The organism is Kineosporia sp. R_H_3, from assembly GCF_002198675.1.
Lineage (GTDB): Bacteria > Actinomycetota > Actinomycetes > Actinomycetales > Kineosporiaceae > R-H-3.
Genome location: NZ_MWLL01000160.1, coordinates 22,351 through 45,941 on the forward strand (window position 1 = coordinate 22,351; position 23,591 = coordinate 45,941).

The window sequence follows — 23,591 nt, forward strand, 5'->3', positions numbered from 1 at the left end:
TCAGGCTGCCCTTTCCACGTCGTCCGCGACCCGGGTGAGGATCCGCGTCACGAAGGTGTGCACGATGTGGCGCTTGTACGCGGCGCTCCCGCGGTGGTCGCTGCGCGGCTTGGCCGCCGCGGCCGCGCCCTCGGCGGCGCGGGCGATCCGGTCGGCGGTCAGCTCGCCGCCGACGAGGGCCTGCGCGGCCCCGGAGGCGTCGATCGTCGCGCCGCCGACGCCGGTGAGGGCCATCCCGGCCCGGGTCACCACGGAGCCGGACCGCTCGAGCCCGACCGCGACGCCCGCGGTGGCGAAGTCGCCGACCCGGCGCTCGAGCTTGAGGTAGCCGCCGGCGGCGGTCCCGGCGGCCGCCGGGAAGACCACCTCGACGGCCACCTCGTCGTACGCGAGGACGTTCTGGAACGGGCCGCTGACGAAGTCCGCGACCGGGATCCGGCGCCGGCCCGACGGGCCCTGCGCGACGACCGAGGCGCCGAGCGCGATCGCGACCGCAGCCCAGTCACCCTGCGGGTCCGCGTGGCAGATCGAGCCGACGAGCGTGCCGCGGTTGCGGACGATCGGGTCGGCGACGAGCGGCGCGGCCGCGGCGATCGTCGGGAACGGGCCCGCCAGCGCGGCGGCGCGCTCGAGCTGCGAGTGCCTGCAGAGCGCCCCGACGCGCAGCGAGCCGTCGGGGTCCACCGTGAGGTGCGACAGGCCCGGCAGGTTGTTGATGTCGACGAGCATCTCGGGCGACGCGAACCGCAGCTTCAGCATCGGGATGAGGCTCTGGCCGCCGGCGAGGATCTTCGCCTCGCCCTGGCCGCGGGTCAGCAGCTCGATCGCCTCGTCGAGCGCGCGCGGCGACTCGTAGCCGAACCTGGACGGGTACACCGAGCCTCCTTCGTGCCGGGTGGACCGGCAGGGGGTTGTGGACGGGGTCAGCAGGACCCGGGGGTCAGCGGGACTCGGGGTCCGGCACGGCGACGGGGCCGGAGTCGGCGTCCGGGTCGGGCCGGGGCTGCTGGTGCGGCGGCCACGGACCCTGGACCGGCTGCCCGGCGACCTTCAGGTAGTCCATGAGCTCCGGCCACGCCCAGACGGTCGGGCTCTTGCCGGTCTTCGGGGCGTTCTCGACCAGCTCGAACAGACGCGGGTTCCCGCGGCTGTGGCCGTCCGACTCGACACGCATGGCAGACCTCCACGTCCGTCCTGTCGGCGAACCGTACCTGTGGCCCACGTCACCACGGGCGTGTGGAAAGGGTCAATGTGGTGACCCGATCGGGCCACATTGCGGCGGACCGTGCCGCACCGCCCGGGAGGTACCCGCCGCGGGCGGCCCCGGCCCGCCCCGCGGCGGGCGCCCTGCGCGCCCTAGGATTCTCCCGTGAGCGACGCGCAGGCCGGCCGGCCGTCCGGGATCACCTACGCCGACGCCGGCGTCGACACCGAGGCGGGTGACCGGGCCGTCGAGCTCATGAAGGCGGCCGTCGCGCGCACCCACGGTCCGCAGGTGCTCGGCGGGATCGGCGGCTTCGCCGGCCTCTACGACGCCTCCGAGCTCAAGGCCTACCGGCGTCCGCTGCTCGCGTCCTCGACCGACGGAGTCGGCACGAAGGTCGCCGTCGCCCAGGCGCTCGACATCCACGACACCATCGGGTTCGACCTCGTCGGCATGGTCGTCGACGACATCGTCGTGTGCGGGGCCAGGCCGCTCGTCATGACCGACTACATCGCGTGCGGCAAGGTCGTCCCGGAGCGGATCGCCGCGATCGTCCGCGGGATCGCGGCCGCCTGCGAGCAGGCCGGCTGCGCGCTCGTCGGCGGCGAGACCGCGGAGCACCCGGGGCTGCTCGGCGCCGACGAGTACGACGTCGCGGGCGCCGCGACCGGCGTCGTGGAGGCGGACGACCTGCTCGGCCCGCACCGGGTCCGGGGCGGGGACGTCGTCGTCGCCATGGCGTCGTCCGGGTTGCACTCCAACGGGTTCAGCCTCGTGCGCCGGGTGCTCGCCGCCAACGGCTGGGACTACCACCGGCACGTCGACGACCTCGGCCGCACGGTCGGCGAGGAGATCCTCACCCCGACCCGGGTCTACGCGGCGGACGTCCTCGACCTCGCGGCGGCGCTCGGGCCGGACCTGCACGCGGTCTCGCACGTGACCGGCGGCGGGCTCGCCGCGAACCTCGCCCGGGTGCTGCCGAAGGGCCTGCGGGCGACCGTGGACCGGGCGACCTGGACGCCGCCGCCGGTGTTCGGGCTCGTCGCCCGGCTCGGCGGGGTGCCGCGCGCCGACCTCGAGCGCACGCTCAACGTCGGCGTCGGGATGGTCGCCGTCGTCGGGGCGGAGGTCGCGGACGCGGCGGTCGCGCGGCTCACGGCGCGCGGGCTGCCCGCGTGGGTGCTCGGCGCGGTCGCGGCCGAGCCGGACACCGACCCGGCCGGCCTCGCGGACGGCGAGCTGACCCAGGGCGCCAAGGGCGTCGACGGCGGTTCGGTGCGCCTCGTCGGGGACCACCCCGCCTGACGGCCGGCCGGCGGACCGGCGCCGGGGCGGGCGTCATCCCCGTGCGGCGCGACCTGCCGCGACGCCTCGGCGGCGCGACAAGACGCTCAGACAACGCGTGGACCGCGCCACCCGCGGCGGCGCGGTCCACGAACGTGTGTCAGTGGTGACGGGTCAACGGTGCTGACCGGGGGACCAGTCGGCGTACTCGTCGTCCTCGTCGTCGTCGGCCTCGTCGTCCTCAACCTCGTCGACTTCGTCGACCGCTTCCGCTGCCGGCGGGTACGCGTGCCCGTCGGCGGTGGTGAGCTCTCGTTGGAGGGCGTCGTAGTCGGTGTTCGGGCTGAAGTACTTCAGCTGCCGAGCCACCTTCGTCTGCTTGGCCTTCTGACGGCCGCGCCCCATGGCGTCGACCCCCTCATACGTCGACCCGGGGCAAGCGCACATGGCGGGGCCCCGGAGTGTGGTCATCAGTCACTCGTGCTCGCTACGGTACAACGTCCGCAGCCCCCACGGCATCCCGGCTGGTCCAAGAGGGTGGCGGCCGTCCGGGACCGGTGCAGAACGCGTGATCATGCCCACTCCGGACACGGTTGCCGCGGGGCAAGCAACGCCCCGGGCGCGGCGATCCGGCGGCGGCTGTGGCCTCCCGGCAGCAGGCCTGTGACGATGGGCCGGTGACGCCCCGCCTGCTGCCGCCGGCCGTCCCTGCGACGACGATGCGGGTCTACGAGCCCCTCGAGGCTTTCGCGATCGCCGACCGCCCGGCGCTCGAGGTGCTCGCGCTGCGCGAGGGGGCCGACCGGCGGGCCGAGGAGGCGGAGCGGACGGCGTCCTGGCGCGGGGTGCTCGCCGGCCGCGGTGCCGTCGTCGCCGGGGCCGACGGCGCCGACGCGACGGTGCAGACCGGATGGACGGCGGCCGCGACCGGCGTCGGTGACGACCCTGGCCCCGGCCACCCGGACGGCGCGCACCCGGACGGCGGGCGCGCGGACCGGGCCGGCCGTACCGGACGGACCCCGACCTTCCTCGCGACCCGGGTGCTCCGGGCGGGCGGGGTCGTCCTCGTCTGCCCGGTAGGGGCCGACGACACCCCCGGGCCCGGCTCCGTCCGGCCGCCCAGGCGCCTCGTGCGGGCCTGGGCGCTGCCGGAGGCGTGGCTGTCGCTCGTGCGTGCGGAGGACGGCGAGCGGGCCGGTGGCGGCGGGCGGTACGTCGTCCCGATGTCGACGGCGCGGTCGCGGGCCGCGCGGGCGCTGCGCACCCTGCGCCTCGGGGTGGGTGAGACCGAGCTGACCGCGGAGGTCGAGATCATGGCCCGGTGGCTGGAGACCTTCCACCCGCGGGCCTGGGTCGAGGTGGACGCCGGCCCCGTGGTCCGGCTGACGGGCGGCGAGGACGGCGCCGAGGATGTCCGGATGGGGCTGGAGTGCCTGGCTTCGGGTGATCCGACCGGTGCTGCGGCGGCATATCACCGTCTGACCACAAGACAACGTTTACTGGATGACCTTTCTCGGTCATCATGAGGTGCCTGCCCCGGTGCCCGGTGCGGGTGGGGAGCCGGAACGACCCGTGCGTCGTGGATCCGTCACGACTTGTGGTCCAACGGGGGCATACATCCCCCCAACGGGGGATCATCGACCGCAATTGTTCCCCAGAAGCGATCTGACAGGGCACGATGTTCCCAGCCCCGGGGCATCGGCCCCGTTCCTGGAGGATGAACATGACCACCCGTACGCCCGACGCAGAGCCCCTGCTCACGCCGGCCGAGGTCGCCGCGCTGTTCCGAGTCGACCCGAAGACGGTCACCCGCTGGGCCAAGGCGGGGAAGCTGTCCTCGATCCGCACCCTGGGTGGTCACCGTCGCTACCGCGAGTCCGAGGTACGCGCGCTGCTCGCCGGGATCCCGCAGCAGCGCGGGGACGAGGACTGACCAGAGCCAGGCCAGGCAACCGGAGCGCCGCTCCCCCCGAGGGGGGAGCGGCGTTTCTGCTGCGTAGGGGCGGTTCCGGGCGGTCACCGTGCCGGGACGACGGGCGCCGGGACGACGAAGGCCGGCCCCGCACGCGGCGGGACCGGCCTTCGGTCTGACGTCAGGGGACGATGACCGGCGGTTCGGTGGTCGTCGTGTCCGGCGGCGGCGGGGGCGGAGTGGTGNCGTCGTCCCCGGCTTCGGCGTCGTCGTGGTCTTCTTCGTGGTCGTCGACGCGGCGCGCTTGGACGTCGACGTCGTCACCCGTGCCGGCGGACGCGTCGTCGTGTAGCTGGGCGCCCGGCCACCGGCCCGGTCCGCGCCGGAGCGCGACGACACGGTGCCCTGCGTCCCGGTGGTCTTGGACTTGCTCGTCTTCGACGAGGACGACGAGGAGGAGCTCTGCTGGGTGATGACGATCCCGGCATCGGTCGAGCTCGAGCTCGACGTCCCGGGCTGGGCGGCGGCGGCTTCGACCTGCACGCCCCGGTCGGGGGCGTCCCCGATGACGTTCATCGCGACGACACCGGCGATCGCGGTGACGAGGACCCCGGCGGCGGCGCCGAGCACGGGCAGTCGTAGATAGGCCGGGCGTGGTTCCCGGTGACTTCCGACGTACTGCATTTCCGTCCTTCCGACGCCCCAAGTTGAGGCTCGTCGCCGTGGACGCTACCCCCGACGTCCAGCGGTATGCCAGTTGCTTGAGCCTGGCTTAACGTTCGTCGGCCGTTCACCCGAGCCCGTTGCGACGCCTTCGCGCGGGTCGTCCGGTTGGTCACCGCGTGTTGCTCACCGCGTGTCGGGGCCCGTCCGGCGCACGGGGGACCTGCGTCCTTGGCCCCGGCGCGTGCACCGTCCAGGGTTGGGGGCGTGAAGGAGTTCCTCAACTTCCTCGCGGGCCAGGACCCGTACGCGGCGCTCGACGGCGACGACCTCGAGCGGCTCGCGCACGCCGTCGAGGCCGAGTACTTCACGGCCGGGACGACGGTCGTCGCCGAGGGGGCCGAGCCGCTGGACCACCTCTGGGTCGTCCGCACCGGGGCCGTCGAGGTCGTCGACCGCGGCCGGGTCGTCGACCTGCTCGGGCCGGGGGACACCTTCGGCCACGTGTCGCTGCTGTCCGGGCTGCCGCCCGCGCTCGCCGTCCGGGCCGCCGAGGACACCCTCTGCTACCGCCTGCCCGACCACCGGACGCTGCTCGCGCACCCCGAGCGGCTGCGCTTCGCCTTCTACGGCACGGACGTGCGGCGCGACCGGCTCACGGGTGCGGACGGCGGGTTCGCCGACCGGGCGCACGCACCGGTGAGCCGGTACGTGCGGCCCGTGCCGCGGTGCGCACCGGATCTGCCGGTCCGGGAGGTGGCCGCGCTCATCAGCGACTCCGGGCAGTCGTGCGCGCTCGTCGACTACCCCGACGGCGTCGCCGGGATCGTCACGGACAACGACTTCCGCCGCCGCGTCGGCTCCGGCGAGGTGGGCGTCGACGAGCCCGTCGACCGGCTCGTGACCCGTCCGGTGCTCACGGTCAACGCCTCGACCCCGGTCGCGACGGCCTTCCTCGAGATGGTCGAGCACGGCGTCCACCACCTCGTCGCGGTCGACCGGACGGGCCGCCCGCTCGGGGTCGTCCGGGTCGTCGACCTCGCCTCCGCCGAGGTCCGCGACCCGCTCGTCGTCCGGGCGGCCGTCGACTCGGCGTCCGACCTCGCCGCCCTCGGCGACGCCTGCCGGCTGCTGCCCGCGACCGCCGTCGAGCTGTGGGACACCGGCGTCCCGCCGGAGCGGATCGGCGGCCTGCTCGCGGCGGTCGTCGACTCCGCGCTGCGCCGCCTCCTCCACCTCGACGCCGCCGTCGCGGACCCGGGCGTCCCGACGTCCTGGCTCGTGCTCGGCTCGCTCGCGCGCCGCGAGGTGCTGCCGAGCAGCGACGTCGACACCGCGGTCGTCTGGGACGGCGGCGAGGAGGCCGCGGACGCCGTCCGGTCGGCGGCGTCCCGGGTGCTCGACGACCTCGAGTCGTGCGGGCTCCAGCGCTGCGCGGACGGCGCCAACGCGAACACCCCGACCTTCTCGCGGCCCCTGGCGCGCTGGCGCTCGGACGTCGCCGGCATCGTCAAGGACCCCTCCGCCGAGGGCTCGCTGCTGCTCGCGACGATGCTCGCGGACAGCCGCCCGGTGAGCGAGGCCGCGCTCGGCCGCGAGGTGCTCGACGCGATGGTCGCGCCCGCGCGCAGCCCGCAGTTCCTCCACGCGCTCCTGGAGTACACCCTCGCCGCCCGGCCGCCGACGGGCTTCGTCCGCGACTTCGTCGTCGAGCACAGCGGTGAGCACCGCGGACAGCTCAACCTCAAGCGCGGCGGGCTGCGGCCGGTGACGTCGCTCGGCCGCTGGGTCGGCGTCGTCACGGGCGACGTCCGCGGGACGACGCCCGAGCGGCTGCGCCGCGGCGCCGCCGACGGTCTGCTGACGACGGACGAGGCGGAGACCCTCGTCGGGGCCTACCACCAGGTCTACGCGCTGCTCCTCGCCGAGGAGGTCGAGGCGATCCGGGCCGGCCGGCCGGCGAGCACCTACGTCGCCCCCGGCGACCTCGACTCGCTGACCCGGCGGCACCTGCGGGAGTCCTTCCGGGCGATCGGCCACGTCCAGGAGCGGCTGGAGTCCGAGTGGCAGCGCCGGCTCGGGTGAGCGCCCGGTGAGCATGCTGCGGCGCCTCACCGGGCGCGTGCCGGGCGGCCGGCCCCGGGCGATCCCCGGGTGGGACAGCCTCGACCTGCCGTGGCGGGAGGCCGAGCTCGCCGTCGTCGACCTCGAGCTCACCGGCCTCGACCTCAAGCGGGACGAGATCGTCAGCTACGGCGGGGTCGTCGTCCGCGGCGGCCGGGTCGTCGCCTCGACGGTCGTGTACGGGCTCGTGAAGCCGCGGATCCCGGTGACGGCGGAGAGCATCGCCATCCACGCCCTGCGCCCCGCCGACCTCGAGGACGCCCCCGGTCTGGACGCCTGCGTCGAGGCCCTCGCGGAGCTGCTGACCGGCCGGGTGCTCGTGGCGCACGCGGCCTGGGTCGAGCGCGCGTTCATCGGCCGGGCGTTCGGCGAGTTCGGGCTGCGCCTCGACGGGCCGGTCGTCGACACCGCGGCGCTGGCCCGGGAGCTGGGCCTGGCGCCGCGCGGAGCCGAGACGGAGCCCTCGCTCGAGGGCCTCGCGTCCGGGATCGGGCTGCCCCTGCACACGACGCACCACGCCGCCGGCGACGCCCTGACGACGGCGGGTCTGTTCCTCGCACTGGCCTCCCGGCTCGACCGCGCCGAGCCGCAGACCGTTCGCTCGTTGACGAACGTCTCGCACCGCCAGTCGCTCGGTGCCCAGCGCCGTCCGTTCCCGTTCTGACCCGCTCGGCTCCGGACCCGCGACCGGTGACCGCCCCGACGAGGGCGACCGCGTCAGGAACGGCCGACCGGTCGCGCGCCACCCGGGCAGGCACCCTCCGCGGGGGCGGGCGGGCGCGCCGTGCAGGGGCGCTCCAGGGCGGCCCCGACCTCGCTGAGCCCGTTCGCCGGCCGCCCCGCGAGGCTGCTCGCGCGGGACGGGTCGAGCCGGTCCAGCCAGGCGCCCAGGAGCGGCAGCCCGGAGCGACCCGCGTGCCGCCGGGCCGCTTCCAGGTAGCCGGCCGCGACCGCGGGCCGGTCCTCGGACGCCGCGACGACCGCGAGGTGCGCCGTCGCCGCCGTCGCCCGGGCGTCGGAGCCCAGCTCGCCCGCGGTCTCCCGCGCCAGGGTGAGGTACCCGCGGGCCCGGACCGGGTCGCGCTGGTCGAGCAGGGCGGTGCGGCCGGCGAGCAGCGCGAGGTCGGCGCGCACGCCGAGCAGCCGGCCGCGCTCCTGCGCGGAGAACCGGCACGAGCTCGCCCGGCCCGGNTGGACCGGCTCGACCCGTCCCGCGCGAGCAGCCTCGCGGGGGCGGGCGGGCGCTGCCGCCGCACCGGGCCGGGCCGCCCCGGAGGCGTGCGGGGCCGTCGGTCGAGAGGCCGTCACGGCGCTGCCGGCGTAGGCCGCGAGGAGGTCGCCGCCGGCGTCGAGGGCGGTGTCGCAGCGCGTCGCGAGCTCGAGCGAGCCGGGCTTCTCGCCTCGTTCGACCTGCCCGAGGTAGGTGAAGTCGTACGCCACCAGGGCCTGCAGCCCGCGCAGCGAGACGCCGTGCGCCGTGCGCGCCGCGCGCAGCGCCGCGCCCCAGTCCGCCTCGCCCACCTGTCGCCTCCCGGGTCCCGGTCCGCACCGCAGAGGCGCGGAGCACCTCAGAGGCTCAACGGTGGAGCCGGGGACCGCCGGTTGCCGGGACCAAGGTCCGTGGACCCGCCCGGTGTGCTGGCGGCCGGTGGGCCTACGGCCGCCCGTAGGCCCACCCGCAACAGGGGGCCGACCAGGCGGCCTGGACGAGCAGGCTGTCTCTTCGTGACTCTGCGAACACATCCCGTTGCATCCTGGCGGCGGCCGTGACGGCTGGGGCGATCCGCTGCGCGGCCGTGGACGACGCCGAGCGGGTCGGCTGGTTCGTCTCCCGGGCCGTCCTGGACGACCCCGTCGCCGGCTGGGTCGTCCCGGTGCCGCTGCACCGCCGCGAGATCCTGCCGCGCTACGTCGCGGCGGCGGCGCAGGCGGCCGTCGGGGCGGGCGCGGTCCACGTCGTCGGATCCTTCGAGGGCGTCGCGGTGTGGGTCGGCACGGCCGCCCCGGCGGCGCCCGGCCGGGGCGGCCCGGCGGCCGCCGGACCCTACGCGGACCGCTTCGAGGCCTGGGAGGCCGTCGTCCGCGCCGCCCGCCCGGTCGACCGGCCGCACCACCGCCTGGCGTTCCTCGCCGTCCGGGACGCCCTGCGCGGCCAGGGGATCGGCAGCGCCCTGCTCGAGGCGCAGCACACGCACCTGGACCGGCAGGGGCTCGGCGCCTACGCCTCGCCGACGACGGCCGAGGCCCGCCGGACGCTGCAGCGGTACGGCTACCACGACGTCGCCCCGCCGGTGCGCCCCACGGACGACGCGCCGCCGACCTGGCCGATGTGGCGGCCGCCGGGCGGCCTCGCGTGACCGGCTACCGGACGGCGTCCGCGGCGCGCGGTTCCGCGCCGTCCGGGCGGGCGAGCCGGAACCACACGTCCTTGCCGGAGTCCGGCCGCGGTGCCCAGCCCCAGGCGTCGGCGAGCGCCTCGACGAGCAGCAGCCCGCGGCCCGACTCGGCCAGGTCGAGGATGTCGTCGAGGTCCTCGCTCGGGCCGCCCTGGGCCGGGATGCGCTGCCCCGCAACGGGTTCGGCGGGCGATGCGTCGCCGATCCGGACGACGAGACCGTCCGCCCCGACCTGCAGCGCGAGGTCGATCGGCCCGTGCCCGTGGCGGACGGCGTTCGCGACGAGCTCGCTGACGAGCAGTGCTGCCGTCTCGAGGCAGTCCTCGTAGCCCCAGCGGGCCAGCGCGCCCGCGACGTGCCGGCGGGCGGCAGCCGCGGACTGCGGCCGGGCGCTGAGCCGCACGTGCACCGCGTCCGGCCCGTCGTCGTCCGGGCCGGAGCCCGCCGCGCACGGCGCGGTCACCCGCACGGCGAGCACCGCGATGTCGTCGTCGTGGGCGCCGTCCCGGCCCATGACCCGCAGCGCTGCGGCGCACGCGGCGTCGGCGGTGGCCGGACGGCTGCCGCGCAGCCCGGCCGAGAGCCGGTCGAGCCCGTCCTCGGCGGCGACGTCCCGGTCCTCGACGAGGCCGTCGGTGAACAGCAGGAGGCAGTCGCCGGCGCCGAGCCGGACCGTCGTGTCGGAGTACGCGGCCGGGTGCCCGACGCCGAGCGGCGGTCCCGGCACGACGTCCACGGCGACGGCGTCCTCCGGCCGGCCGCTGCCCGGGCCGCCGTTCGAGCGCACGAGCAGGGGTGGCGGGTGCCCGGCGCTCGCGACGACGGTCACCCCGGCGGCCGGGTCGTGGACGGCGTACAGGCACGTCGCGAAGCGGTCGTCGTCGAGGGCCGCCATGAAGCCCGCGAGGCGGCCGAGCACCTCGCGGGGCGGGTAGCCCTCGGTCGCGTAGGCGCGCAGCGCCGCCCGGAGCTGGCCCATGAGCGCGGCGGCGGTGGCGCCGCGGCCCATGACGTCGCCGACGCAGAGCCCGAGGCGGCCGTCGGGCAGCGGGACGACGTCGTACCAGTCACCGCCGACGAGCGTCCCGGCGCCGCCGGCGAGGTAGCGCCCGGCGACCTGGAGCCCGGGGACGACCGGCAGCGCCCGGGGCAGCAGGGCCCGCTGCAGGTCCGCGGCGAGGTCGCGCTGGCGCTCGTACGCGTCGGCGTTGGCGAGGGCGAGGGCGGCCCGGCGGCCGAGCTCGGTGAGGAACCGGGCCTCCCCGTCGCTGAAGGCGGTGCCGGTGAGCCGGTTGAGGGAGAGCACGCCGAGGAAGGCCCCGCCGGCGACGAGCGGGACGTGCACGCTCGACCGGGTCCCGAGGGCGCGGACGGCGTAGGTGGCGTCCGGGCGCCCCGCGAGGACCGTCTCGGTGAACGCGGCGTCGATGTTGCGGTGCACCTGCGTGCGGCCGGTCGCCCACGCCGTCCCCGGCCCCGGCCGGCCGCGCCGGACGTCGAGCCGGGCCAGGAGCGCGTCGAGCCGGGCCTGCGCCGCCGGGTCGCCGTGCCGTGCGGCCGCCGGCCGCAGGGCGTCCGCGGGCTCGGCCACCGGGGCCAGCACGAAGGCGAGGTCGGCGACGTCCGGCACGACGAGCCCGAGCAGCACGTCGAGCACGTCCTGGCGGCGCAACGACTCCGACAACGTGATCCCGGCCTCGGCGAGCGTCGCGGCCCGCCGCCGCTCGGCGGCCTCGGCGGCGAAGAGCCGGGCGTTGTCGACGGCGAGCGCGGCGCGGGCGGCGAGGATCTCGACGACGGCCAGCTCGCGGCGGCCGAAGGGCCGGCCGGACGCACCGGTCATGCTCACGGTGAGGGCGCCGATGACGTGGCCGCGGGCGACGAGCGGCACGACCGCCCCGGCCCGGTTGTCGAGGGCGGCGAAGAGGGCGGCGAGCTCGGGGTCCCCGGCGGCGCGCGCGGCCTCGAGCTCCGGGGTGAGCCGCTCGAGGAGGAGCGAGGCCCCGGCGGCGATGGCACGCGGGACGACGGAGGCTCCCGGCCGGCGTGCGTCGAGCTCGCTCATCCGCCAGAGCAGGTGCTGCTGGTCCGGGTCGCGGTGCGCGACGGCGGTCCGCACCCGGCGGCGCTCGATCTCGCCGAGCACGTCGGGGGCGTCGGCGACGTCCTGCTCGGCCGCGAACCGGTCGGGGTCGTCGCCGGGCCGGGCGACGAGCGGGCCGTCACCGTCGACGAGGTCCAGGGCGCACCAGTCGGCGAGCGCCGGGACGACCGCCGCGACGACCCGGCGCAGCGCCTCGTCGATGTCGAGGCTCGTCGACAGGTCCTCGCCGACCCGTTCGAGCACGGCGAGCGCCGCCAGTGCGTGGGCGCCGTCGTCGGGTGCGGGGGGAGGCTCTGCGGGCATGACTCTCCATCGCCGGCCCCCGAGGCTGGACGTGTCACCGCCTCGCGGCAATGACACTCCGAGCATGGATGAACACCACAGGTGACAGCAAGGACATCCCCGGAGAATGGCCCGAAGGGCCCACCTCGTACCGACGCCCCCGGACGGTCGGGCGTCCGGGGGCGTCGGCCAGGGTGTCGGCCAGCTGTTCGGCCAGGTGCTCGTCCGGGCGGGTTCAGCCCTTGCGCTTGCGGATCTCCGCGTTGACCGCCGGGACGATCTCGTGCAGGTCGCCGATGACGGCGTAGTGCGCCTTGGTCACCATCGGCGCCTCGTCGTCGGTGTTGATCGCGATGATCGTCTTCGCCGACGACATGCCCGCCCAGTGCTGGATCGCACCGCTGATGCCGCACGCGAGGTAGAGGTCCGGCGACACCCGGCTGCCGGTCTGGCCGACCTGCTCGTGGTGCGGGCGCCAGCCGAGGCTCGTGACGACGCGGGAGACGCCGAGCGCACCGCCGAGCAGCTCGGTGAGCTCGAGCAGGTCGCCGAACTGGTCGGCGCCGCCGACCCCGCGGCCCGCGCCGACGACGACGCGCGACGTCGTGAGCGCCCCGCTCTCGTTGACGACGGGCTCGGAGCGGACGACCCGGGCCACGAGGTCGGCGTCGGTGAGCGCGGGCGCGAACGTCGACACGGACGGCGAGGACGGCGCCGCGGCCGGCGCCGGGTCGACGGCGTGCCCGGCCATCGTCACGAGGGCGGGCGCCCCGGCCGCTCCGGACAGGTGCACCTCCTCGAGCGCCGCGCCGCCCATGACCTGCCGCCGGACGACGAGGGTCCCGGCCGTCCCGGCGTCGGCCGTCACCGCGTTCGCGGCCATCGACAGGTCGAGGCGGGCCGCGACGTGCGCGAGCACCTCGTTGCCGCGCGGGCTCGCGGCGGCGAGCAGCGTGGTCGCGCCGGTGGCCTTCGCCGCGTCGACCGCGGCCGCGGCCCAGGCCGCCGCCGAGTACGCCGCGAGGCGGTCGTCGTCGGCGTGGTGCACGGCCGAGACGCCGTGCGCCGCAAGGCCTTCGAGGGTCACCGCCGGGTGCGGCCCGACGACGAGCGCCTGGACGTCGCCGTCACCGGACGCCGCGATCCCGCGGGCGAAGGTGAGGGCCTCCGCGGACAGCAGCTCGACGCCGTCCGCCTGGGTCTCCACGAGGACGAGGATCATCGCCCGACCACCCCGATCTGCTCGAGCACGTCGACGAGGGCCGGCGCGGCGTCCGCGCCCTCGCCGAGGATCTGCACCTGGCTCGGCTGCTCCGGCGGCAGGTGCAGCCGCACCCGCCCGGAGCCGGCCGGTTCGAACCCCGGCGTGACGTTCTCGACCGGGGCCTTCTTCGCCTTGATCCGGCCCGGCAGCGACGGGTAGCGCGGCGTGATGCCGCCCTCCTTGACCGTCAGCACGGCGGGCAGCGGCACGTCGAAGTGCTCGACGCCGTCCGGTCCGTCGCCGAGCGCGGCCACCCGGCCGCCCTCGACGCTGAACGACCGGACGCCGGTGACGACGGGCCAGCCGAGCCGGTACGCCAGCCGGATCCCGACCTGGAAGTCGCCGGTGTCGGCAGCGTCGTTGCCGAGGAGCACGAGGTCGACGGCGTCGTCCGAGCCGGCCCGCGCCCCGACGACGTCCGCGACCGCCCGGGCGACGTCCGCCGGACCGAACGCGTCGCTGTCGGCGACGACGTGCACGGCGCTCTTCACGCCCATCGCGAGGGCGTCGCGGAGCTGCTCGAGCGCGTCCTCCGGGCCGACGGTGAGCACGGCGGCGGTGCCGCCGTGCGTCTCGACGAGCTGGACCGCCGCCTCGACGGCGCACTCCTCGTGCGGGCTCGTCGTGTAGCCGACGTGCCGGGTGTCGACGCCCATGGCGTCGTCGGTCAGCGTCACGGCCGACGACGCGGCCGGGACGCGCTTGATGCAGACGAGGGTGTTCATGCGCTCAGCCCCTGATCCGTGCGTTCTCGGGGTCGAACAGCGGCGTCGCGTCGGTGGCCGCGACGGTCACCGGGTACTGCTCGCCGAGGTACTCGACCTTGTACGAGGCGCCCACCACCGCGTGCGACGGCGGCAGGAACGCCATGAGGACGTGCTTGCCGAGGCTCGGTGCCGAGCCCGCCGACGTCACGTACGTGGGGCGGCCGTGCGCGTCCCGGATCAGGCTGCCGTCGGCCGCGAGGATCGGCTCGCCGCCGAGCATGTAGCGCTTCACGCCCGTGGACGACGTGTGGTCGTCGACCGTGAGCGAGCAGAGCACGGTGACCGGCTCGGCGTCGCGCTGCTTCAGGTAGGCCGCCTTGCCGACGAACTCCGCGTCCTTGACCTTCGGCCGCTGCATGCCGACCTCGATGATGTTCCGCTCGGTGTCGAGCTCGGTGCCGTAGGCCCGGTAGCCCTTCTCCAGGCGGCCCGTCGTCCCGTAGACGCCGATGCCGACGGGCACCGCACCGTGCGGCGCGCCGGCCTCCAGGAGCAGCGACCACAGCCGGGCGCCGGTCTCGAAGGGCACGTAGAGCTCCCAGCCGAGCTCGCCGACGTACGAGATCCGCGAGGCGAGCACGAGCAGCGAGCGCACCTCGATCGTCCGGCAGTCGCCGAACTTGAAGGCGGCGTTCGACAGGTCGTCGCGGGTCAGCGACTGGAGGATCTCGCGGGCCTTCGGGCCCCAGATCCCGATCGTCGTGAACGCCGAGGTCTGGTCGACGACGTACGCGCCGCCGTCCGCCGGCATGTGGTCCTCGAACCACTTGCGGTCGGCGTTGCCGTGCGCGCCGCCGGTGACGACGCGGAACTGGTTGCGGCCCAGGCGCATCACGGTGAGGTCGGCCTTGAAGCCGCCGTTCGGCGTGAGCACCGGGGTGTAGACGACGCGGCCGTCGGCGACGTCGACGTTGAGGACGACGATGCTCTGCACCGCCTCGCACGCCTTCGGCCCGACGACGTCGAACATGCTGAAGGCCGTGAGGTCGACGATGCCGGCCGCGTCGCGCATCGCGAGGTGCTCGGCGTTGATGATCGGCGACCACCAGCGGGAGTCCCACTCCGCCTCGCGCGGCATGACGGCGTCGCCGTACTTCTCGACGAGCGGCGCGTTGCTCTCGTACCACCACGGCCGCTCCCAGCCGGCGGTCTCGTGGAAGACCGCGCCGAGCGCCTTCTCCTGCTCGTGCATCGGCGACAGCCGCACGTCGCGGTTGCTCGACCACTGCTCGCCCGGGTGGACGATGCCGTACGTCTTGTTGAACGCCTCGGAGGTGCGCGCCCTGACGTGCTCGCGGGTGCGCTGGTGCGGGTAGAACCGGGCGATGTCGCTGTGGTGGAGGTCGATCTCGCTCTCGCCCTCGACGATCCACTCGGCGACGGCCCGCGCGGTGCCGGGGCCCTCCTTGACCCAGACGGCGGCGGCCGACCACAGGCCCTTGACCTCGGGGGTCTCGCCGAGGATCGGGAAGCCGTCGGGGGTCAGCGAGAGCAGACCGTTGATCGCGTAACGGATCCCGGCGTTCTCGTCGCCGAGCAGCTCCGGCATGAGCTCGAGCGCCTGCTCGAGCTGCGGGTCGAAGTCGTCGCTCGTGAAGGGCAGCTCGGTCGGGGAGAGCGCGGACTGCTCGATCGACGGGATGTCCTCCGGGTCCCAGAGGATCGGCCGGTGCGCGTAGGAGCCGACCTCCATGTCGCCGCCGTGCTGGCGCTCGTAGCAGAAGGTGTCCATGTCCCGGATGATCGGGAAGTTGATCTCGCCGGGCAGGCCCTGGAACGCGGCGATCGGGCCGACCGAGATCATCTGGTGGACGGCGGGCGTCAGCGGGATGTGTGCGCCGGCCATCCGGGCGATCTTCGGGCTCCACACGCCGCAGGCGATGACGAGCACCTCGCACTCGATGTCGCCCTGCGACGTCCGGACGCCCTTGACCCGGCCGTCCACGACGTCGACGCCGAGCACCTCGGTGTTCGGGACGCTGACGAGCGCGCCCATCTCCACGGCCTTCTCACGCATGAGGGTACCGAAGCGGACCGACTCGACGACCCCGACGGACGGCGTCCAGAAGCCGCCGACGATCACCTCGGGGTCGAGGAACGGGACCTTCTCCTGGACCTCCTTCGGGGTGACGATCTCGGACTCGATGCCCCAGGCCTTGGAGCTCGTGATGCGCCGGGCGAGCTCCTGCATGCGGGCCTCGGAGCGGGCCACCTCGTAGCCGCCGGACTGCGTGAAGCAGCCGTACTCGGTGTACTGCTTCACCGAGTCGCGGGTGATGTCGGTCATCTCCCGGGAGTGGTCGACCGGGAAGATGAAGTTGCTCGCGTGACCGGTGGAGCCGCCGGGGTTCGGCAGCGGGCCCTTGTCGATCTGCACGATGTCGCGCCAGCCCAGGCGTGCCAGGTGGTAGGCGAGGCTGTTGCCGACGATTCCGGCGCCGACGACGACCGCTCGGGCGCGGGCGGGCAGGGCACTCATGTCAGGTCCTTCCGCGGTGGGTCCCGCTGTTCTCGGCGCCGGGGCGGCGCTGCTGGCATCACGTGCTGGGTGTTGCGCAATAAGAAACGGCAAGCGCCATACGGAACGACTACCAAGGATGCCAAGTCCACGCCGTGCGTCAAGCCTGAGTCCGGTCACAGTGTGCGGACGGGGCAAAACAGGGGCGTCCTCCCATGGGGGCGTCCCGCCGACACCGAGGTTCGGCGGGGCGCCCCCATGGGAGGACGCCGGCGGGCCGGGGCCCGCGGTGGTGCTGCGTGCTGTGCGCGTCAGTCCCGGGGGGCGCGCTGCGCGGGGGTCCGCACGGTGACCGACGGGTCGGACGACGCCCGCCGCACCTGGGACAGCGCGAGGGTGTCGGCCGCGGCGGGCTTGCGCTCCCGGCCGGCCCGCTCGACGGTGTCGACGAGCCCGGCGAGGGTGGTGAGCACCTGGTGCGGGGAGACGTCCGGCGGCAGGGTCACCCGGGTCTCGAGCCCCGGGCCCTCGACGACGAGGCGGGTCGTGGCGGTCGGCGGCCGCCGGAAGACGCAGAGGCAGATGGCCTGCGCCAGCGTCGGGAGCTGGTCCTTGAGGTCCCTCGTCGACGAGACGCCGGTGACGACGTCGAGGCCGTCGATGCTCACCGTCAGGGTCACGCTGTCGCTCGGGACGGCGGGGACCAGGTCCTCCTCGCGGAGCGCTGCGAGAACGTCGGATGGAACGTGGAGCTCAACTGAGGTCACGACACGACTCCGTCGTCATGGGGCTAATTGCCAGCGAAATGGGCTGACCGGAAGATAACGACGGACACTACAAGTAGTTGGCGGGTATTTACCCTCAGTAACACGGTGAGATCCCCCGAACACCTGAGGTCGTGTGCGCAATCCGACACGCCGCACTGTCGGCGACGAGTCTTCTGAGTCTCTCGGGACTGTCGGGGCGCTTGTGGTGAAAGGGGCTGCTGCGGCGACAGAGCGTGAGACCGGGGCGGTCGGTCGATCCCCGACGGGTCGCGGCGTCCCTCGCGCGGGTGCGGGCAGCCCTAGCGGGAGTCCTGGACGCGGTCGTCCGACCGCGGCGCGAACCACTCGTCCCGCAGCTCGACGGCCTCGGCCGGTGCGGCGTCCCACGGCCCCGGCATGGCCACGGCGGTCCCGCCGGACGCCAGCTCGACCCCGGTCCCGCCGTCCGGCCGGCCGCACACGCACGCGGCGGCGTACGCCCAGCCCGGTGCCAGCTCCCAGCGGGCCCAGATCCCGGCGCGGCCGGCGTCGTAGGACGCGCCCCAGGAGTCGGCGACGGCCGCGACGATCTGCAGGCCCCGGCCGCCGGAGCGTTCCCACTCGTCCGGCCCGGCCGCCGTCGCCGCCCGCAGCGCGCGGCGGGGCGGACCGGTCCCGGCGTCGCTGACGAGGATCTCGAGGGTCCCCGAGTCCACCGTGATCCGGCACGCGGCGTCGCCCGGGGAGTGCACGAGCGCGTTCGTCACGAGCTCGTTGAGCACGAGCAGCGCCCTGTCCAGCTCGCCGTCGAGATCCCATCGGCGGAGCACCTCGGCGGCCCACCGCCGGGTCAGGCGCGGCGACTGCGGATCGGCGACGAGGTCGCGTCGTGCCACGCGGCACACGGCCGCATCACATCCTCTCGGGCCGGCCTGTCGGTCGTTCGGTCGTGCCGGACCAATGCACCCCGGAACGGTCCTTCGCGCATCTCGGGCGGTCCCCCCGGGCGCCCGGGCAGCGACCGGGTCAGGGGACGAACCGGTACCCGAGCCCCGGGTCGGTCACGAGGTGCCGCGGGTTCGACGGGTCGTCCTCGAGCCGGTCGCGCAGCTGCTTCATGTACTGGCGCAGGTAGTGCGTCTGCTTCTCGTACGTCGGCCCCCAGACCTCGCGGAGCAGCGTCCGCTGGCCGACGAGACGGCCGGGGCTGCGCACGAGCATCTCCAGCAGCCCCCACTGGGTCGGTGTGAGGTGGACGGTGGTCCCGTCGTCCGCGCGGGCGGTCCGGTCCTCGACGTCGACGGTGAACCGGCCGAGCCGCACCGGATCGGCCGGCAGGCTCGGTGCGTGCCGCCGGGCGACGGCCCGCAGCCGGGCGAGCAGCTCCTCGACGTCGAACGGCTTGGTCACGTAGTCGTCGGCCCCGGCGTCGAGCGCCGCGACCTTCTGCCGGGCGTCGAGCCGGCCGGACAGCACGAGGATCGGCACCGGTGACCAGCCGCGCAGCGAGCGGACGACGTCGACGCCGTCGACGTCCGGGAGCCCGAGGTCGAGGACGACGACGTCCGGGTGCTCCGCGGGGACGGCGGCCAGCCCGCCCCGGCCGTCCGCGGCGGAGACGACCTCGTAGCCGCGCGCCCGCAGCAGGATCGCCAGCGTGCGCCGCAGGGCCGGCTCGTCGTCGACGACGAGCACCTTCGTCATGCCGGGCTCCCGGTGGTCGTGATGGCGTCGGCGGCCGGGAGCGGCTCCCGGACGGCGGGCAGGGTCACGGTCATCGTCAGCCCGCCGCCCGGGGTGTGCTCCGGGGTCAGGCTGCCACCGAACGCCTCGACGAGCCCGCGGGACAGGGCCAGCCCGAGGCCCACGCCGGTGCCCGCGTCGGTGTCGCCGAGCCGCTGGAACGGCAGGAAGATCCGGTCCCACTCGGTGCTCGGGACCCCGGGCCCGGAGTCGACGACGCGGATCTGCACCTCGCCGCCGTGCTCGCTCGCGCGCACGACGGGCGGCGCCCCCGGCGGGCTGTGCCGCAGGGCGTTGGCGAGGAGGTTCACGAGGACCCGCTCGAGGAGCGCGGGGTCGACCGTGACCGCCGGGACCCCGTCGGCCACCCGGACGGCGACCTCGCGACCGGCCGGTCCGAGGTCGTCGAGCACCTGCGGCAGCACGTCGGCGAGGTCGACGACCTCGAGGGTCATCGCGAGCGCCCCGGCCTGGAGCCGGCTCATGTCGAGGAGGTTCTCGACGAGCCGGCCGAGCCGCGCGAGGGAGGAGCCGGCGTCGTCGAGCAGCGTCGTCCGGTCGGCGTCGTCGAGCATGCCGCCGTGCGTCCGCAGCGTCTCGACCGCGGTCGTCGCCGTCGCGAGCGGGGTGCGCAGGTCGTGGCTCACGGCGTCGAGCAGGGCGGTGCGCAGCCGGTCGATCTCGGCGAGCGGCCCGGCCTGCGCCGCCCGGGCGGCGAGCCGTTCCTGGGTCAGCGCGACGGCGGCCTGCGCGGCGAACGCCTCGACGAGCCGGCGGTCCGCGGCGTCGAGCGGGCGCCCGGTGAGCGCGAGCGAGAGGTCGGCGTCGGGGCCGGGGACGGTCACCTCGACGTCGCCGTCCGCGGGCCGGGTCGCGGGCCGGTCGCCGACGGCCGTGACGACCTGCCAGGCGTCGGGGTCGGCGGCGCCGCGGCCGACCCGCTCGAGGAGCGTCACGCCGGTGAGCCCGAACGTCTCCCGGAGCTGGTCGAGCAGCGCCGGCAGCGGCCGGCTGCCGCGCAGCACGCTGCCCGCGAGGGTGGACAGGGTCTCGGCCTCGGCCCGCGCCCGGGCCGCCTCGGTCGTCCGCCGGGCGGCGAGGTCGACGACGGTCGCCACGGCGAGCGCCACGACGAGGAAGACCGACAGGGCGAGGACGTTCTCCCGCTCCGCGATGGTGAACAGCCCCACCGGCGGGGTGAAGAAGAAGTTGAGCAGGCCGAAGGCGCCCAGCGCCGCGAGCACGGCGGGGCGCCGTCCGCCGACGAGCGCGACGGCGACGACGGCCGCCAGCATGACGAGGATGTCGCTCGGCAGCGACAACGTGCCGCCGAGCGCGAGCAGCCCGGCCGTCAGCAGCGGCAGCCCGAGCAGGGTGAGCGCGTACCCGGCGGCCCGGCGGCGCCCGGAGAGGGCGCTGCGCCGTCCCGGGTCCGGCCGGGCGCCGGACGTCGCCTCGTGGGTCACGAGGTGGACGTCGATCGTGCCCGAGCGGGCGGTCGTCGTCGCGACCGTCCCGGGCGAGAGCAGGTGCGCGAGGCGGCCGCGGCGGCTGGCCCCGAGGACGAGCTGGGTCGCGTTGACGCCGCGGGCGAAGTCGAGCAGGGCGGTCGGCACGTCCCCGCCGACGACCTGGTGGTACGTCCCCCCGACGGCCTCGACGAGCAGGCGCTGCCGGGCGAGGTGCGCCGGGTCTGCGCCGGCCAGGCCGTCGTTGCGGGCGACGTGGACGGCGAGCAGGTCCGCCCCCTTGCTCCGGTCGGCGATCCGGGCCGCCCGCCGCACGAGGGTCTCGCCCTCGGGGCCGCCCGTCAGGGCGACGACGACCCGTTCCCTGGCTTCCCAGGTGGTGTCGATGGAGTGCGCCGCGCGGTACCGGTCGAGCTCGTCGTCGACCTTGTCGGCGACCCAGAGCAGGGCGAGCTCGCGCAGCGCGGCGAGGTTCCCCACCCGGAAGTACGTGCCGAGCGCGGCGTCGACCCGGTCGGCCGGGTACACGTTGCCGTGCGCCATCCGGCGGCGCAGCGCCTCGGGCGTGGAGTCGACGAGCTCGATCTGCTCGGCGGCCCGGACGACGGCGTCCGGGACCGTCTCGCGCTGGGTGGTGCCGGTGATCTGCCGGACGACGTCGTTGAGCGACTCCAGGTGCTGCACGTTGAGCGTCGTGATGACGGTGATCCCGGCGTCGAGGAGCAGCTCGACGTCCTGCCATCGCTTGGCGTTGCGCGAGCCGGGCACGTTCGTGTGCGCGAGCTCGTCGACGAGCGCGACCTGCGGGCGCCGGGCGAGGACGGCGTCGACGTCCATCTCGGTGAACGTCACCCCGCGGTGCACGAGGGTGCGCCGCGGCACGAGGTCGAGCCCGTCGACGAGCGCCGCGGTCTGCGCCCGGCCGTGGGTCTCGACGAGGGCGACGACGACGTCGGTGCCGCGTTCCGCCCGCCGGTGCCCCTCCTCGAGCATGCGGTACGTCTTGCCGACGCCAGGCGCGGCGCCGAGGTAGACGCGCAGCTCTCCGCTGGTCATGGCAGCAGTCTCCACCCCTGCGATCGCGCCGCCTCCGCGATTTCTACGCGATCCCTACGCCGGACGTCACCCCGGTCACAGCGCCGGCTGACCCCGCGTGCCTACCGTCGGGACGTGTCCACGACAACGGGTGTGCGCGAGTGGTTCCTGGACGGGATGCCGCAGCGTGCCGGCGGGTCCGCGGGGGGTCCGCCGGCCCCGGAGGAGCAGATGCACCGCCGGCCCTGGTGGCAGGTCATGTGCCTCACCGGGGTGGACTACTTCTCGACGCTGGGCTACCAGCCGGGCATCGCGGCGCTCGCCGCCGGCGCCGTCGCCCCGATCGCGACCCTCGTGCTCGTCGCCCTCACCCTGCTCGGCGCGCTGCCGGTCTACCGCCGGGTCGCGACCGAGAGCCCGCACGGCGAGGGCTCGATCGCGATGCTCGAGCGGATCCTGCCGTGGTGGCGCGGCAAGGTCTTCGTCCTGGTGCTCCTCGGGTTCGCTGCGACCGACTTCGTCATCACGATCACGCTCTCGGCCGCGGACGCGACGGCGCACATCCTCGAGAACCCGCTGGTGCCGCACGTTGACCGCGGCCTCGCCGTCCCGGTGACGCTCGTCCTCGTCGCTGCGCTCGGGGTGGTCTTCCTGCGCGGCTTCCGGGAGGCGATCGGGATCGCCGTCGTCCTCGTCGTGACCTACCTGTCGCTCAACGCCGTCGTCATCGGCGTGGGGCTCTGGCACGTCGTGGAGCACCCGGAGGTGTTCGGCGCGTGGACCCGGCTGCTCGCCGTCCAGCACCCCGACCCGTTCGCGGTCGTCGTCGTCGCGCTCGTCGTCTTCCCGAAGCTGGCCCTGGGCCTGTCCGGGTTCGAGACCGGGGTCGCCGTCATGCCGCAGGTCCGCGGCCTGCCGACGGACACCGAGAAGGACCCGGCCGGCCGGATCGCCGGCACCCACCGGCTGCTCACGACGGCCGCCGTCCTCATGAGCTTCTACCTCGTGCTGTCGTGCCTCGTGACGACGCTGCTCATCCCGGCGGCGCAGTTCGCGGACGGCGGCGACGCGAACGGCCGCGCGCTGGCCTACCTCGCGCACGAGTACCTCGGCCCGGTGTTCGGCACCGTCTACGACGTGAGCACCATCGCGATCCTCTGGTTCGCCGGGGCCTCGGCGATGGCCGGGCTGCTCAACCTCGTGCCGCGCTACCTGCCGCGCTACGGGATGGCCCCGCGCTGGGCCCGCGCGGCCCGCCCGCTCGTGGTGGTCTTCACCGGGGTCGCCTTCTTCATCACGTGGGTCTTCGACGCGGACGTCGACGCGCAGGGCGGTGCCTACGCGACCGGCGTGCTCGTGCTCATGACGTCCGCGTCGGTCGCCGTGACGCTCTCGGCGCGGCGCCGCCGGCGGCCGCTCGCGACCGGCCTCTTCGGTGCCGTCTCGGCGGTCTTCGCCTACACGACCCTGACGAACGTCGTGGAGCGCCCCGACGGCCTGAAGATCGGCGGTCTGTTCATCCTCGCGATCGTCGTCGTGTCGCTGCTGTCCCGGGCCGGCCGGGTCTTCGAGCTGCGCGGCGCCGGGATCACCTTCGACGCGAACGCGACGGCGTACATCGAGGGCGCCGCGAAGTGCGGCACGCTGCGGTTCGTCGCCCACGACCCGACGGAGCGGACGGCGCAGGTGTACCGCGACTCGACCGTCCGGGTCCGCGCCGACAACGACATCCCGCGCTGGGCGCCGCTCGTGTTCGTCGAGGTCACGGTCGTCGACGCCTCGGACTTCGAGACGTCGCTCGAGGTCCGCGGCGAGGAGCGGTTCGGGCACCGCATCCTCACGGTCCGCAGCTCGGTGGTGGCGAACACCCTCGCCGAGGTGGCGCTCGCCGTCCGCGACCGCACCGGCCTCGTCCCGCACGTCTACTTCCGCTGGACCGAGGGCAGCCCGTTCACCAACCTCCTGCGGTTCCTCTTCGTCGGCGCCGGCGAGATCGCCCCCGTGACCCGCGAGGTGCTCCGCGAGGCGGAGCCCGACCCGGCGAGGCGGCCGCGGGTGCACGTCGGCTGAGCGCGAGGACCAGGGGCACCTGCCCGGCGGGTGTGCTAGTCAGTCTGTCTTGCTACCGGACCTCTAGGTA

18 protein-coding genes and 1 pseudogene are annotated in these 23,591 nt (G+C 75.2%); 7 read left to right on the plus strand and 12 right to left on the minus strand.

The annotated features are described in order from the left end of the window. Window positions 1-876 carry a xanthine dehydrogenase family protein subunit M gene (locus ECOMGDLI_RS16750; RefSeq protein WP_088318004.1) on the minus strand — a complete coding sequence of 292 codons (876 nt, stop codon included), beginning with the start codon at window positions 874-876 and terminating at the stop codon, window positions 1-3. Between the two features lie 64 nt (window positions 877-940). Continuing rightward, entirely contained in the window at window positions 941-1,174 is a 234-nt protein-coding gene (locus tag ECOMGDLI_RS16755) for a hypothetical protein (RefSeq protein ID WP_088318005.1), read from the minus strand. Between the two features lie 195 nt (window positions 1,175-1,369). Here ECOMGDLI_RS16755 and purM point away from each other — a divergent pair, with 195 nt between their 5' ends. Then, on the plus strand, window positions 1,370-2,509 hold the full coding sequence (purM, locus tag ECOMGDLI_RS16760; RefSeq protein ID WP_088318006.1) for a phosphoribosylformylglycinamidine cyclo-ligase: 1,140 nt from the start codon (window positions 1,370-1,372) through the stop codon (window positions 2,507-2,509). Between the two features lie 153 nt (window positions 2,510-2,662). On the opposite strand, the gene ECOMGDLI_RS16765 is transcribed toward purM, so the two are convergent. Further along, window positions 2,663-2,959: a DUF3073 domain-containing protein gene (locus ECOMGDLI_RS16765; protein ID WP_233150029.1), complete on the minus strand. Its 297-nt coding sequence runs from the start codon at window positions 2,957-2,959 to the stop codon at window positions 2,663-2,665. Between the two features lie 206 nt (window positions 2,960-3,165). Between ECOMGDLI_RS16765 and ECOMGDLI_RS16770 the strand changes: the two genes are divergently transcribed. The 4 genes from ECOMGDLI_RS16770 to ECOMGDLI_RS16790 all read left to right on the plus strand — a co-directional run bounded on the left by ECOMGDLI_RS16770 (window position 3,166) and on the right by ECOMGDLI_RS16790 (window position 7,851). Continuing rightward, a complete protein-coding gene (locus ECOMGDLI_RS16770; protein ID WP_088318007.1) occupies window positions 3,166-4,014 on the plus strand; it encodes a hypothetical protein in 849 nt (282 codons plus the stop codon). 197 nt (window positions 4,015-4,211) lie between these two features. Beyond that, window positions 4,212-4,421, plus strand: a complete 210-nt coding sequence (bldC, locus tag ECOMGDLI_RS16775; RefSeq protein ID WP_088289104.1) for a developmental transcriptional regulator BldC — start codon at window positions 4,212-4,214, stop codon at window positions 4,419-4,421. Window positions 4,422-5,330: 909 nt separating this feature from the next. Then, the gene (locus ECOMGDLI_RS16785; protein WP_088318009.1) at window positions 5,331-7,148 is read left to right on the plus strand and encodes a putative nucleotidyltransferase substrate binding domain-containing protein; all 1,818 of its coding nucleotides are present in this window, start codon (window positions 5,331-5,333) and stop codon (window positions 7,146-7,148) included. Window positions 7,149-7,161: 13 nt separating this feature from the next. Further along, entirely contained in the window at window positions 7,162-7,851 is a 690-nt protein-coding gene (locus ECOMGDLI_RS16790; RefSeq protein WP_088318057.1) for a PolC-type DNA polymerase III, read from the plus strand. Window positions 7,852-7,904: 53 nt separating this feature from the next. Here ECOMGDLI_RS16790 and ECOMGDLI_RS35985 read toward each other — a convergent pair. Further along, window positions 7,905-8,378, minus strand: a pseudogene (locus ECOMGDLI_RS35985) (hypothetical protein); the annotation flags it as partial. Window positions 8,379-8,953: 575 nt separating this feature from the next. Between ECOMGDLI_RS35985 and ECOMGDLI_RS16800 the strand changes: the two are divergent. Beyond that, complete coding sequence (locus ECOMGDLI_RS16800) at window positions 8,954-9,544, plus strand: GNAT family N-acetyltransferase (protein ID WP_158221033.1); 591 nt, start codon at window positions 8,954-8,956, stop codon at window positions 9,542-9,544. Window positions 9,545-9,548: 4 nt separating this feature from the next. Here ECOMGDLI_RS16800 and ECOMGDLI_RS16805 read toward each other — a convergent pair whose 3' ends face one another. The 8 genes from ECOMGDLI_RS16805 to ECOMGDLI_RS16840 form a co-directional block, all read right to left on the minus strand. Then, entirely contained in the window at window positions 9,549-11,990 is a 2,442-nt protein-coding gene (locus ECOMGDLI_RS16805; RefSeq protein WP_158221034.1) for a SpoIIE family protein phosphatase, read from the minus strand. A gap of 214 nt (window positions 11,991-12,204) precedes the next feature. Further along, window positions 12,205-13,191, minus strand: a complete 987-nt coding sequence (locus ECOMGDLI_RS16810) for an electron transfer flavoprotein subunit alpha/FixB family protein (protein WP_088318013.1) — start codon at window positions 13,189-13,191, stop codon at window positions 12,205-12,207. Further along, complete coding sequence (locus ECOMGDLI_RS16815) at window positions 13,188-13,958, minus strand: electron transfer flavoprotein subunit beta/FixA family protein (RefSeq protein ID WP_088318014.1); 771 nt, start codon at window positions 13,956-13,958, stop codon at window positions 13,188-13,190. Before ECOMGDLI_RS16815 ends, ECOMGDLI_RS16810 begins: the two co-directional genes overlap by 4 nt. Before the next feature lie 4 nt (window positions 13,959-13,962). Continuing rightward, window positions 13,963-16,479, minus strand: coding sequence for an FAD-dependent oxidoreductase (locus ECOMGDLI_RS16820; protein ID WP_088318015.1), 2,517 nt, complete (start codon window positions 16,477-16,479; stop codon window positions 13,963-13,965). A gap of 290 nt (window positions 16,480-16,769) precedes the next feature. After that, complete coding sequence (locus tag ECOMGDLI_RS16825) at window positions 16,770-17,225, minus strand: hypothetical protein (protein ID WP_143447754.1); 456 nt, start codon at window positions 17,223-17,225, stop codon at window positions 16,770-16,772. A 299-nt stretch (window positions 17,226-17,524) separates the two neighbouring features. After that, window positions 17,525-18,100, minus strand: a complete 576-nt coding sequence (locus ECOMGDLI_RS16830) for an ATP-binding protein (protein WP_158221035.1) — start codon at window positions 18,098-18,100, stop codon at window positions 17,525-17,527. Window positions 18,101-18,230: 130 nt separating this feature from the next. After that, entirely contained in the window at window positions 18,231-18,908 is a 678-nt protein-coding gene (locus ECOMGDLI_RS16835; protein WP_088318018.1) for a response regulator, read from the minus strand. Further along, window positions 18,905-21,472: an ATP-binding protein gene (locus tag ECOMGDLI_RS16840; protein ID WP_088318019.1), complete on the minus strand. Its 2,568-nt coding sequence runs from the start codon at window positions 21,470-21,472 to the stop codon at window positions 18,905-18,907. The genes ECOMGDLI_RS16835 and ECOMGDLI_RS16840 overlap by 4 nt, the downstream gene beginning before the upstream one ends. A gap of 156 nt (window positions 21,473-21,628) precedes the next feature. Between ECOMGDLI_RS16840 and ECOMGDLI_RS16845 the strand changes: the two genes are divergently transcribed. Then, window positions 21,629-23,521 carry an APC family permease gene (locus ECOMGDLI_RS16845; RefSeq protein WP_088318058.1) on the plus strand — a complete coding sequence of 631 codons (1,893 nt, stop codon included), beginning with the start codon at window positions 21,629-21,631 and terminating at the stop codon, window positions 23,519-23,521. Window positions 23,522-23,591 lie beyond the last annotated feature (70 nt).

Bases quoted from the DNA above. Each gene is read 5' to 3' on its own strand.
- ECOMGDLI_RS16840 (WP_088318019.1), bottom strand. From the start codon at position 21,472: ATGACCAGCGGAGAGCTGCGCGTCTACCTCGGCGCCGCGCCTGGCGTC.
- ECOMGDLI_RS16845 (WP_088318058.1), top strand. From the start codon at position 21,629: ATGCCGCAGCGTGCCGGCGGGTCCGCGGGGGGTCCGCCGGCCCCGGAG.
- ECOMGDLI_RS16805 (WP_158221034.1), bottom strand. From the start codon at position 11,990: ATGCCCGCAGAGCCTCCCCCCGCACCCGACGACGGCGCCCACGCACTG.
- bldC (WP_088289104.1), top strand. From the start codon at position 4,212: ATGACCACCCGTACGCCCGACGCAGAGCCCCTGCTCACGCCGGCCGAG.
- ECOMGDLI_RS16765 (WP_233150029.1), bottom strand. From the start codon at position 2,959: ATGACCACACTCCGGGGCCCCGCCATGTGCGCTTGCCCCGGGTCGACG.
- ECOMGDLI_RS16820 (WP_088318015.1), bottom strand. From the start codon at position 16,479: ATGAGTGCCCTGCCCGCCCGCGCCCGAGCGGTCGTCGTCGGCGCCGGA.
- ECOMGDLI_RS16810 (WP_088318013.1), bottom strand. From the start codon at position 13,191: ATGATCCTCGTCCTCGTGGAGACCCAGGCGGACGGCGTCGAGCTGCTG.
- ECOMGDLI_RS16790 (WP_088318057.1), top strand. From the start codon at position 7,162: ATGCTGCGGCGCCTCACCGGGCGCGTGCCGGGCGGCCGGCCCCGGGCG.
- ECOMGDLI_RS16755 (WP_088318005.1), bottom strand. From the start codon at position 1,174: ATGCGTGTCGAGTCGGACGGCCACAGCCGCGGGAACCCGCGTCTGTTC.
- ECOMGDLI_RS16815 (WP_088318014.1), bottom strand. From the start codon at position 13,958: ATGAACACCCTCGTCTGCATCAAGCGCGTCCCGGCCGCGTCGTCGGCC.
- ECOMGDLI_RS16835 (WP_088318018.1), bottom strand. From the start codon at position 18,908: ATGACGAAGGTGCTCGTCGTCGACGACGAGCCGGCCCTGCGGCGCACG.